Source organism: Raineya sp. (genome assembly GCF_053497555.1).
Genome location: NZ_JBRCWE010000039.1, coordinates 17,560 through 30,107 on the forward strand (window position 1 = coordinate 17,560; position 12,548 = coordinate 30,107).

At 39.9% G+C, this 12,548-nt stretch carries 8 protein-coding genes and 1 CRISPR repeat array; all 8 genes read right to left on the reverse strand.

What is annotated here, in order from left to right; translation table 11 throughout:
* Positions 1-16 precede the first annotated feature (16 nt).
* Positions 17-1,150 carry a cytochrome c oxidase subunit II gene (locus tag ACWITO_RS04830; RefSeq protein WP_448528879.1) on the reverse strand — a complete coding sequence of 378 codons (1,134 nt, stop codon included), beginning with the start codon at positions 1,148-1,150 and terminating at the stop codon, positions 17-19.
* A gap of 69 nt (positions 1,151-1,219) precedes the next feature.
* Entirely contained in the window at positions 1,220-2,572 is a 1,353-nt protein-coding gene (locus tag ACWITO_RS04835; protein WP_448528880.1) for a quinol:cytochrome C oxidoreductase, read from the reverse strand.
* Positions 2,573-2,635: 63 nt separating this feature from the next.
* A complete protein-coding gene (locus tag ACWITO_RS04840; protein WP_448528881.1) occupies positions 2,636-3,322 on the reverse strand; it encodes a c-type cytochrome in 687 nt (228 codons plus the stop codon).
* Between the two features lie 21 nt (positions 3,323-3,343).
* Positions 3,344-3,889: a DUF3341 domain-containing protein gene (locus ACWITO_RS04845; RefSeq protein WP_448528882.1), complete on the reverse strand. Its 546-nt coding sequence runs from the start codon at positions 3,887-3,889 to the stop codon at positions 3,344-3,346.
* A gap of 28 nt (positions 3,890-3,917) precedes the next feature.
* On the reverse strand, positions 3,918-5,429 hold the full coding sequence (gene nrfD, locus ACWITO_RS04850) for an NrfD/PsrC family molybdoenzyme membrane anchor subunit (RefSeq protein ID WP_448528883.1): 1,512 nt from the start codon (positions 5,427-5,429) through the stop codon (positions 3,918-3,920).
* A 33-nt stretch (positions 5,430-5,462) separates the two neighbouring features.
* Complete coding sequence (locus tag ACWITO_RS04855; RefSeq protein ID WP_448528884.1) at positions 5,463-8,585, reverse strand: TAT-variant-translocated molybdopterin oxidoreductase; 3,123 nt, start codon at positions 8,583-8,585, stop codon at positions 5,463-5,465.
* A gap of 64 nt (positions 8,586-8,649) precedes the next feature.
* Positions 8,650-10,035 (reverse strand): c-type cytochrome, encoded by a 1,386-nt coding sequence (locus ACWITO_RS04860; RefSeq protein WP_448528885.1) that lies wholly within the window; start codon positions 10,033-10,035, stop codon positions 8,650-8,652.
* Between the two features lie 121 nt (positions 10,036-10,156).
* On the reverse strand, positions 10,157-11,881 hold the full coding sequence (locus ACWITO_RS04865) for an AAA family ATPase (RefSeq protein WP_448528886.1): 1,725 nt from the start codon (positions 11,879-11,881) through the stop codon (positions 10,157-10,159).
* Between the two features lie 119 nt (positions 11,882-12,000).
* A CRISPR array of direct repeats spans positions 12,001-12,489; the repeat unit is 30 nt; unit sequence ATTTCAATTCCACAATGGTACGATTAAAAG.
* Positions 12,490-12,548 lie beyond the last annotated feature (59 nt).

A 12,548-nucleotide genomic window follows, 5' to 3' on the forward strand; every position in this document is an offset into this window, starting at 1 on the left:
ATAAAAACAGCTGATTTTAGTCAGTATTTCTGATGTTTTCTACAAATGCCTGACCAGCATTCTGTTTCATCTTCATCTGACGCTTAATAGCTTCTGATACGTATTCTTTGTTTTTCACGACAAAAGGTTCTTGTTTAGCTACCCAAGCCTCATACTCTTTTTCATCAAGCACTACTACTCTCATACGCATACTGAAATGACCTCTTCCACAAATTTCCTGACAAACAATCTCATAATCAAAAGTTTCCCAACGAGCCTTAATATCTTTGGGGTCTCCTTTGGTGGTAGAAGGGTCAGGTTTCAGATATTCAGGGTTAGATTTCAATTCCTCACGCATTTCTTGAGTAGTTTTGGTAGGAATAAACCACATTGTAGTAGGCTGACCGGGAACGGCATCCATTTTCTGACGGAAATGAGGCAAACCTACACTATGAATTACATCTCGGGCACGAATCTTGAGCTGTACAGGTTTTCCTTTTACAAGCACAAGTTCGGTAGCTTGGAAATCATCATTTACATTTTTATCTGTAAAGTCCAAGCCCAATTCATTGACATCATCAGTATAACGGAAATTATAGCCACCGAATTTGCCATCTTTACCCGGATAACGTGCAATCCAGTTAAATTGCTTACCTACCACTTCTATCTGAATAGCATTTTCAGGAGCATCTTTGGTAACTTTTCTCCACAAATTCCAGCCTGTAAATACCAAAACTGCCAATATAATAGCAGGAACAATTGTCCAAACAGCCTCTAATTTATGGTTATCTGGATAAAATGTTGCTTTATGATTTTTTTTGTAACGGTATTTGTAAGCAAACACAAAAAGAAGCGTATTTGTTATGATAAACATAAGTATAATTACTATATGTGCTATGCGGGAAAGCCAGTCATACTCTCCTGCGTGTGCAGAAGCTTCGGGCTGTCCCCATAGTCCTATATGTTTGCTTGCATACCAAAACGTAAATACAAACCCTATAAGAGGTAGCAACAAAAACAAGTAAGCGTGAATGTTATTCGTAGAGATGTCTATCTCTTCGCCATTTCTGCTTTTTGTACGCAAAATAGATACTAGGTTTGACATTCTAAACACAATAAAGAACATCACCAGTACCAAAACTGCAATAGAAGTTAGAAGCAAGCCGTTCATAAGTTTTGAAAATTATTTTTTGCTATAAAAAAATGTTTAGCGAGTTTGTTTTCAAACATCAAAAAAATTTTAGATGCTGTGATGCAAACTTTCTTCCATCATAGGATGATTTTTGGCAATCAAACCTTGTTTTGAAAGTTGAGTTGCAAATACATACACGAAAGCACAAGCAAAAAGCATCAGCGTACCTATTTCCATAAGGAAAAATCCGCCATTACCTTTTACGGTGCCAGGCATAACCATCACAAAGAAATCCAAATAATGCCCCATAAGAATACCAAAAGCAGTAATTTTTAAGAAAATTTCTTTACGCTTGGCATCTCTTGTCATCAAGAACAGGAATGGGAAAAGGAAGTTGATGATTACATTCATCACAATCATCGGTGAATACACACCTTCCAAACCATCGTGGCGAGCTACCCAATATTCAATTTCTTCGGGGATATTAGAGTACGCCTGCAACATATATTGAGCAAACCAAATGTAAGTCCAGAATATACTGAAAGCAAACATAAATTTACCCAAATCGTGCAAATGATTCTCATTCACCATTTTCAAATAACCTTTTTCCTTCAAAAACACCACTGCAAGCGTAAGAATAGCAAGAGCCGAAACCCAAGAGCTTGCAAAGACATACCAGCCGAACATCGTACTGAACCAGTGCGTATCAATGCTCATTACCCAGTCCCAAGCCGAAACCGATTCGCTCAAACCAAAGAAAACAATAAAAACTGCTCCAATGGTAATATTACGCTTATGATAGCTGAAATCCGTTTTATCGGTCAGATAATCTTCTGCTACTGAATTTTTGATGAGCATACGATACAATGCGTACCATATTCCAATAAAGGCTACCAAACGTAAAAGCCAAAACAAAGGGAAAGAGCCTGCTTCCAGAGGGAAGAAGAAAAATCCTGCCTTTCCTGCGATAATGGGGTCGTAAGTAGCTTTACCTTTTTCATAGAGGTCGTGGTGTGTCCAGTGGAAAAGGTCGTGCCCACCGATAAAGAAGGTAATCAATAAAACAGGTGCAGTAAAGGGTAAAAATGCTCCGAAAGCCTCCGCTACTCTACGAATAGTAGCCGACCAACCCGCATAAGCTACATATTGAATAGCCACAAAAAGCACACCCATAGCGGCTATGTAAGTAAAAAATACGCCATTGAGCCACAAGTTAGCCCAAAGACGCGTGAGAGGCGTTGCTCCGTGGTGCCCTTCTTCGGCGTGTTTGGTTGCCTCTTGAGCGGCTTTGCCTGCCTCGTGAGCTTCGTGATGACCAAAACCAATACCTGCATACGCTAAAATAACTCCCAAAATAAGCAACACAAGCCCCACACCCATTCCAATCGTAAGTTTCTTTTTGAGTTCGGGAGTAAAGGTATATCTTTCATTCAAATCGTAATGTACGTGTACTTCTGCCATAAGTATAGTTTGTTAAAAATTTAGACACAAGACATCAGGCACAAGATAGGCTCTTGTGCGAAATTACTTTTTAGTTTCCTCTTTTTTCTCCTCTTTTTTTTCTTCTTCTTTTACCACAGGCGTACCATCAGGATTGATTTGCCCCTGCAGTACGTGTACATAACTCACGATTTTCCAACGCTCCAAAGCATTCATTTGTGAGGCGTGTGGCCACATTCTACCTTTTCCGTGAGTAATAACGTGGAAGATATGCCCACCATTGGCTTTGGCAATTTGCCCGCCAGTCAAATTGGCTACACCGCCATATTTTTGTCCTACTTTGCCATCGCCTTTACCTTCGGCTCCGTGGCAATGCTGGCAAAAATACTCGTACAAAACTTTACCTTCTGCTATTACTTGCTTGGTAATTTTCAGAGGATTTTTCAAGTTTTTTGCGGCTTCGTCCAAACTATCAGGGTGAGTGCGATAAACCATCAAGCCCAAATCGTACTCTTCGCCTGTGCTTGCGTCTTTGTAAGTAGTTTTATAGTTTCTACGAGCTACAGTACCTTGTGCAGGTTCACGCAAATTGATACCATAAGGGTTGATTTTATTGGTACTATCTTTTACCATACTATATGGCTCATAAGCCGTAGAAACATACATATTAGGAGCAAACTCAGTACCAGGGTCATTCGGACCACGCTGACACGAATGTAATACAAGGCTTGCTACAACCGCTGAAAAGGCAATATATTTTTTCAAGTTCATTGTACGTTTTCGTTTAATGTGTTAAGACTTTTCAACAATACGTGGAGGAGGTGTAGTTTCTGCACCATATTTGATAAGAATTTGGCTAATTTCTTCGGGAGATTTAGTGTTTTTTTCTAAATCAACCACCAAAGCGTACTTATCATCTGTGGTGCGTCTATCAAACATAAATTCCACTTTGCCAGGTCCCATATTGTTGGTAATCAGGAAAGTAGCTACCATACCCAAAGCACAAATCAGTACGGTTGCCTCAAAGGTTACAGGTACCATAGTAGGCGGATAAAGAGGGTTTTTTCCCCCAATTATCATAGGCCAATCTATTTTCATCATAAACACTATCATCGTGATAGCCAGTATCGTACCCGTAGCACCAAACATAAAAGCCGCAATAGGTATGCGTGTGCGAGGATGCCCAATGTATGTATCTATGTGGTGAATAGGGTGAGGCGAATATACTTCCTCCACTTTCACTCCATCTTTTTGTACTTTTTTTACAGCTTCTACTACTTTGTCTTCGTGGTCGTAGATGCCTACCAAATATTTTTTAGGTTCTTTACTTGCTGCCATTGTACTTGGTTTTTGTAAGTTTTAGAAATTATACTTGGTTTCCTTTGTCGTAAGCAGGACTTGCCTTCAATGCCTCTGCTCCCGCTTTGAGTTTGGCAAAGGCTTTGGCTCTTGCCTCTTCGCTGGTAGAGTTCAATACGGTTTTTACTTCAGCCATATTGATTACAGGCAAGTATTTTGCAAACAAGAAAAAGCAAACAAAGAACAAACCGAAGCTGAACACATAATCACCCACATCATAAATAGTAGGTACAAAGTAAGTCCAGCTGGAAGGCAGATAGTCTCTGTGCAAAGAGGTAACGATAATTACGAAACGCTCAAACCACATACCCACATTCACCACAATAGAAAGCACGAAAGTCCAAACCAAATTGGTACGAATAGATTTGAACCAGAAAAGTTGAGGTGAAATTACGTTGCAAGACATCATAGCCCAATATGCCCACCAATAAGGACCAAAAGCACGGTTGATAAAGGCATAGCTTTCTGCCTCTACTCCCGAATACCAAGCAATGAAAAACTCTGTGATATAAGCCACACCCACAATAGAACCTGTAAGCATTACGATTTTATTCATTAGCTCAATGTGTTCCATTGTAATATAATCCTCCAATTTATACACTACGCGTGTTACAAGCATTAGTGTAAGCACCATTGCGAAGCCCGAGAAAATCGCTCCTGCAACGAAGTAAGGAGGGAAAATAGTAGTATGCCAACCGGGAATTACAGAGGTGGCGAAGTCAAAACTTACTATGGTATGCACAGAAAGTACAAGCGGAGTAGAAAGACCTGCCAAAATCAAGGCTACATATTCATATCTTGCCCAAGTTTTAGAGCCACCTTCCCAACCGAAAGAAAGCAATCTGTAAATAAAAGCGGCAATAGGACGGCGTTTTTTAAGTTTGGCTTTGCGTTCTTCGGGAGTATCGGTAGGAAGCAAAGGGTTTTCTTCCAAAGTACGCACAAAGCGGTCGCGAATAGTACCCAAATCAGGAATAAGCCCTACATACCAAAATACCGTAGAAACGGTAAGATACGTAGAAATAGCGAACACGTCCCAAACAAGTGGTGAGTGGAAATTTACCCAAAGCGAGCCGTAAGTATTAGGTAATGGCAAAGCCCAATGAGCCAGCCAAGTACGCCCCATATGCATCAGAATAAATGAACCTGCACAAATAACGGCAAAGATAGTCATAGCTTCTGCGGCACGGTTGATAGAGGTTCTCCATTTCTGACGGAAAAGCAAGAGAATAGCAGAAATGAGCGTACCTGCGTGACCAATACCGACCCACCACACGAAGTTGGTAATATCCCAAGCCCAACCTACGGTTTTATTTAGCCCCCACACTCCAATTCCATACCACCAGGTTTGAGCTAAAGACAAACCGCCTACTACAAAAAGCACCACTGATACTCCAAAAGCCATTAACCAGCTTTTGCTGGGGGCTTCTTCTACCCTCTTACAGATGTCGTTGGTGATGTCGTGCATCGTTTTACCACCTGTTACGAGGGGTTCTCTTATGGCTGATGTTACTTGCATATATCCTGTTTGTTTTGAATACTGATGAAAAAATTAGGCTTTTTTGTTTTCGTCTTGATTTCTAATTTTGGCTAAATACGTAACGTTTGCTTTCACGTTGATTTCTTCAAGCAAGTGATAAGCACGAGGGTCGTTGGCAACGATGTCTTTCTTTTCGTTTTTGGTAATACCCACCAGTTTTACAATTTCACTTTCGGGGTCGTTCATATCTCCAAAAACAATTGCTCCCGTAGGGCAAGACTGCTGACAAGCAACCTTAATATCACCATCTTTCACTTTGCGTTTCTCTTTTTTCGCCTCCAATTTGCCTGCCTGAATGCGTTGTACGCAAAGAGAACATTTTTCCATAACCCCACGAGAACGTACCGTTACATCAGGGTTCAGTACCATTCTACCCAAATCAGATTGAGACATAAAGTTCACGGTGGTGAATTTTTCGTCGTTGGTATAGTTGAACCAGTTGAAACGGCGAACCTTGAAGGGGCAGTTGTTGGCACAATAACGCGTACCTATACAACGGTTGTAAGTCATTTGGTTCAAACCTTCTGAGCTGTGAGTAGTAGCTACTACGGGACAAACCGTTTCGCAAGGAGCATTATTACAATGCTGACACATTACAGGTAAAAATACCACTTCGGGGTTGTCGGAAGGTTCTTCCATTTTTTTATAGCCCCCGATACTCTTATCGTTTAAGTTCGCATCAGTGCTATAATAGCGGTCTATGCGTATCCAGTGCATTTCACGGGCATAAACGATTTCTTGCCTACCCACCACAGGTACGTTGTTTTCAGACTGACAGGCTATCAAGCAAGCACTGCAACCCGTACAAGCGTTGAGGTCAATAGCAAGTCCCCACCAATGATTTTTATTGTAGGCTTCTTCGTGTCCTTTCCACATTGTAAGCTCGGTAGGCTTTTTAGGACCTTCGGAAGTCTGAATGTATATGTCGTATTTTTCACGTATTACTTTGGGGTTTTTCGTATATTCGGCAAGTTTGGCTTCTCTAACGTGTCCTCTGCCCATTAGGGTTTGGTGAGTTTGCGTAAGAGCCATTTGCACTTTTCTATCAGTCTTACTCAAAGCAACTTCATCAGAAGCATACACCAAGCTTTCTCCCTTCACAGCAACCGCAGGATAAGCATTTTGCCCTACGCCATTACCGCATTTGCCTATATCGGTGTGTCCGTAACCCAAAGCTATAGAAATAGTATCTTTTTGCTGTCCGGGCTGAACCAGCACTGGAAGTTCAAAAGAAACACCTTTGGCAGTAACTTTTACAATATCTCCTGTTTCTACGCCCAATTCTTTGGCATAAGCCTTAGAAATGGCGGCGTAATTATCCCAAGTAGCCTTCGTAACAGGGTCAGGAAGTTCTTGTAACCAAGGGTTATTGGCAAATTTACCACTGCCCAAGCCAATTTTTGTGTATAAGTGCAGTTCCTTTCCTTTTCCTTCCTTGAAAGCAATGGCAGAAACCGCCGCATTTACATCAGCCTTGAAAGCAACAGCAGTAGCTTGGGGCTTTTCTTCTTTTTTGGTATCATCAGCCACAGCTACCGAAGCAGTTTCAAATACGCCATCGTGTAGTGTTTTTATCCAAGCATTTTCAAAATCAGCCCCTTTGAGCAAATTATTTTTCCAATAACCACGCAAGAAATTGTAGTAAGTGGTTTTAGAACCTGCCCAAGTAAGGAAGCTATCTTGTGCTTGGCGTGTGCCTTCGGGATAAATAAAAGTGATAGCGGGCTGTTGCAAGCTATAATGCCCTGCACAAGGCATCGCATCGCCCCAAGACTCTAAAAAGTTGGCGTCAGGGCAAATATATTTGCAAAGTTTGGCAGTTTCATCGGCACGGTCGGCAAGAGAGATGCTCAAAGCTACATTTTTCAAGGCTTCGGCAATTTCTTTACCACGAGGATAATCATATACTGGGTTTGTACCATAGAAAATTACAACTCCCACGCTACCTCCTTTGAGGTCATCAACGAATTTTGCCATTTCTTCGTCATTACCTTGCTTGGTATAATTGGGGTGAGCTAAATCTATGGTAGAGCCGTAGCTTGAAAGTTCATTATTGATAGCATTGACTAAAATCTGTACATTTACATCATTAGAACCACAAACTACGAGAGCCTTTCCTTTGGCATTTTTGAGGTCTGCGGCGGCTTTCTTAATTTTTTCTGCCACTGCATTATCTCCTATGGCAGGTACGCTCAAACCGCCAACTACTTCGTTGTAGAGGTGTGCTACTACCAAAGCCTCTTGCGAAGGACGAATAGCAGTACGATAGTCGGCATTTGCCCCTGTCAAAGACATTCCACTTTCAAACTGATAATGGCGAGAAATAGAGTTTTTGTCTTTGCTTAGGCGGCGAGTTTGTGCATATTGCCCACTATATTCCAAAGCATTGAGCCAAGTACCCAAGAAATCGGCATTGATACCTACTATTACATCGGCTTTGCTGAAATCGTAGGTAGGTAAAGCATACACACCAAAAGACTTTTCATTGGCTTTCAGAATACCATACGCCGAAATAGCATCGTAGGTAACTACTTTGGCAGAAGGATATTTTTTGGTAAATTCAGCTAAAACAGCCTTTGTGGAAGGGCTAATAATCGTATGCGTTACAATATATATAGTGCCCGAGGTGCTTTGCAAAGCATTGATAATTTCTTGGTCGGCATCTTTGATTTTAATTTTCTGATTGCCTTTCATAAAAGAATTGAGGCGGGCAAGGTCATATAGGTTCAGCACCGAAGCCTGCACACGAGCCGAAGTAGCCCCTTTGGTAACTTTGGAAAGCGTATTTCCCTCAATTTTGATAGGTCTGCCTTCACGAGTTTTTACCAAAATACTGCAATATTCGCCATCAGCAAAATAAGTGCTGGCGTAATAATTGGGAATAGAAGGGTCTATTTCTTCGGGCTTATTCAGATAAGGAATGGCATTTTTTACGGGAGCTTCACAAGCCGCCAGCGATACCGCCGCAACGCTAAAACCCATTAGTTTCAAAAAATCGCGTCGTGAAGTATTGCCGTTATCATCTTTTTCGGCAATAGGCAGAAATTCAGGAAACTCCTTATCTGCCTTTTTCACGAATTCAAGGTCATTGGTTAATTCTTCAAAACCTTTCCAATATATCTTTTTGTTTTCCATACGTTGAACTTGCTTTAAGTGAGCCTCACGAGGGAGGATTGAAGTAAGTTTTATGTAAAATTTGTTAGTAATGACACTTTGAACATTCCAAACCACCTATATCTTCCACTTTGAACTTGGTTTTTCCTTTGGATTTGTGGAAAGCAAGTAATTTTTCGTAATAAGGGTTCAAAACATCTTTGCCGTCAGCATCTTTGGTAGTGTAGCTTACGAGTGTTTGGCGGTGGCAATCTATACACCAACCCATAGTAAGTGGTGAGCGTTGTTGGATAACTTCCATTTCTTTTACTTCGCCGTGGCACTGCTCACAAGCAATTTGCCCTGCAACGGTATGTTGTGAATGGTTGAAGTAAGCCAAGTCAGGCAAATTATGCACTCTCACCCAAGGAATAGGCTGATTGTTTTCAATATAGCTATAAATTTTTTGCATATTGGGTGAGCCTGTCTTGATTGCATTATGGCAGTTCATACAAATATTTGCCGAAGGGATACTCGCTGATTTAGCTTTCATTACAGTAGTATGGCAATACTGACAAGCAATTTCGTATTTGCCAACGTGTAGCTTGTGAGAGAAAGGAATAGGTTGTGTAGGGGCATAACCAATTTGCATACCTATATCCATTACTTTATCAATACCTGCTTTGGAAATAACAAGGAAAATGATACCCGCTACTGTACCGATAAAGGCTTTGCTACCCAAAATTTTAGCCAAATCAAATTTAGATTCTACGATTTCTTTATCTGCTTCGTCCAAATCATCTCTTTGTTTAAGCAATTTAGTTAGCAAGGAAGTAAGAACCAAAAGCACTGCAAGGATAACGAGCAAAATAGTAGCTAATGCTCCCAAAATGATATTAGTATAACCACTATCAGCCGCTACGGCAGTTGTACCACCTGTTTGTGTAGCAGTGGGGGTAGCTTTTACAGGCTCTTTTTTGCTTTCTTCATCAATGTAAGCTAAAATGTTTTTAATATCTTGGTCAGAAAAATCGGGAAAGGAGTTCATTGCAGTCTGATTCCACTCATTGTACAATTTTACTGCAATGGCATCTCCGCTCTTAATCATTGATTGTGAGTTACGAATCCATTTAATAAGCCAAGCTTCTGTGCGGCGTTGGCTTACATCTTTCAGAGCAGGACCCGTAGCATTGGCGTGAATTTTGTGGCAAGTAGCACAATTTTGTGCATATAATTCTTTACCCTTGGCGGCATCGGCTTTGTCTTGAGCCATCAGAGTATTAGAAAGTAATAATACCCAACAAGTTGCTATCGCCAAGATATACCGAGTAAAAGTTTTGTTGTGCATAGAAGTAAAATTATTAGCGTACATTTTTTCTATTGAAAAAATCGGTTCTTTTAGCAGTACAAAAATAATAGGCGTTTTTTTACTTGCAAACACAATTCGCAACAAATTCAAAATTTTTGAAGCAGATTTTTTTAGCCCTTTCATAAAATACTGATTTTCAATGTTTAGCTAAAAAATACAAAGATAATTTAGAATTTTTCTAAACAAAAACCTCTCTTATATCAAAATATGCTATGTATGTTACTTTCTGTTGCAGAAGTTTGTTTCAAGATAACTGCACTTTTTCTACCCAAATTTTATCCTTCACCACTACCACTGCTAGCAAATTCAGCATCTTTTTGCTTTGCAAAAGTGTATCCTTTTGGTAATAACTCAAAATTTGCTCTTTTGCTTCTTGCATTGTGTCTGAAAGCAGGTTTTCTTGCTCTTTTTTCAGATATTTTAGCTCAATAGCAAATTGATGATGCGTAAAAGGATTGTTAGGACGAATAAACAGCTCTATATCCACATAGCCTCCACCCGCTACTTCTCGCTCACTTTGCACCCAAAAAATATTGGCATTTATCAGATATGCCAAAAACACCATTTTTACGTGTTTTTCATCAAAACGAATGTAATCTCGGTTGGAAAGACTTTGAAGTAACTTTTCTATCAAGACAAAAAACTTTTCGTAACTGCCCGTAATTGCCATATCCGAAAGTGCTTGTTGCGTATCATCTTGCAAGCCTTTTAGCTCGCCATAATTCTGCAAAATCTCCGAATAATACTGCCAATACAAATCGCCTATTACTTTGTTGGGTACTTTGAAAGAAATAAAGCCACTTGGCAAGGTTTCTTTAATCGTCAAATTACCCAAGTAAAACAGAAAATTCACAAATTCCTTCTTGCCAAAGTTTTTTTCAAAATGGAATTGGTAGATTTGCTCACTTTCCACACTGCCTTTTTCAAGTACCTCCTCTAAAACCTGTAAGTTTGCCTGCAAATTTGCCACCTTGAACATCTGTTTGAGCTTGCCATAATCAGGGGCTATGTTCGGGTCTAACATCTGACGAGGGTATTCCTCTCTTTTCTTGAAATGGTCAAGAAAATACAACACCATATCCGAATTGTAAATATTCTGCTCGCTCAATGGATAAAAACGATAGCCATTGTAGTAATCTCGCAAATCTTGCATTATTTGCTTCTCACGAGTTTTATCCTCCAAAACCAAATTCAAAAGCTCTCGCACCTCTGTTTCTGAAAAGCCCATCATTGCCTCAAACTCTTCTTCGTGAGTAAGGTGCTTGACGATATTAAAACCACTTGTCAGGCTATCCATTGTAATTGGCGAAACCCCCGTAATGAAAAACCTATCCACAATACCCTGCTGGGTAGCGTTTTTGATAGTTTCGTAAAACTTTCGCACATAGCCATTCAGCGATACTGTTTCTTTGAACTCCTGTATGCTACGAGCCAAAATTTCATTCGTGAAGTGGTCGTATTCGTCTATGAGTAGATAAATTTTATGTTCGGCGTGTTTTCTTTCATAAAATCCAAAGAAACTCCTCAAAATCATTTCAGGGGTTTGCTCACTGATTATTTCTCTTGCTTCATCGGTTGTTAGTAAATCATAGCCTGCTAAAAAATCTCGTACAACCACCCTGATACTATTCAAAAAATCGTTGTAAGTACTTTCAGGGGTACGTGTATCTATGGCACTGAAATTAAAAAACAATATCCGATAGCTATTTGCCCTTGCAGTAGGATTTTTACCAATATGATAATTAGCAAAGAGTTTCTGAAAATCTGCCTTTCGGTTTATATCGTAATAGTGTTGCAGAAGTGATACGAATAGACTTTTCCCAAAACGGCGAGGACGCAAATACACTAAAAAACGTTCCCGTCTTGTTTCCAATAGCTCTATGTAGGAAGTTTTATCTACATATACGTACTCACTGACTACTTGGGGAAAATTGCTCAATCCGTAAGGGAAAAAAACATTTTTAGCCATAGGGCAAGGTAAATATATTGCAAATGTACGGATTTTTGCTTGAAAAAACGCTTTTTCTATCCAAATAAAAAAGAGCCAAAAGCAGTTCAATTACAAAACTTGCCTTTGGCTTTATTAAAGTTCCGACTCCACAATGGTACGATTAAAAGAGTGTAGGATATGCAAGAGAAGAAGAAAATAAGAAATTTCAATTCCACAATGGTACGATTAAAAGTTGATACTGGAAACAGCTCCAACCCCTAGCGAAATATTTCAATTCCACAATGGTACGATTAAAAGAAGCGTACCGATACGGATATTGTGTATCTGCTTGAATTTCAATTCCACAATGGTACGATTAAAAGTTAATCCTGATCCTGTTTTGTCGGATCGGGAAATCATATTTCAATTCCACAATGGTACGATTAAAAGAGGAACAAGAAAAGTTAAGCCAAAATCTTGAAAAATATTTCAATTCCACAATGGTACGATTAAAAGTTTTAGCCGTATCGCCGAGGGTCTTTCGGCTACTGAATTTCAATTCCACAATGGTACGATTAAAAGGTGGCAGAAGGCTCAATGGCTTCAAAACAAAAACTATTTCAATTCCACAATGGTACGATTAAAAGGGGCAAGCAATTTTGCAAAACCTTGATTCTATCCGATTTCAATTCCACAATGGTACGAT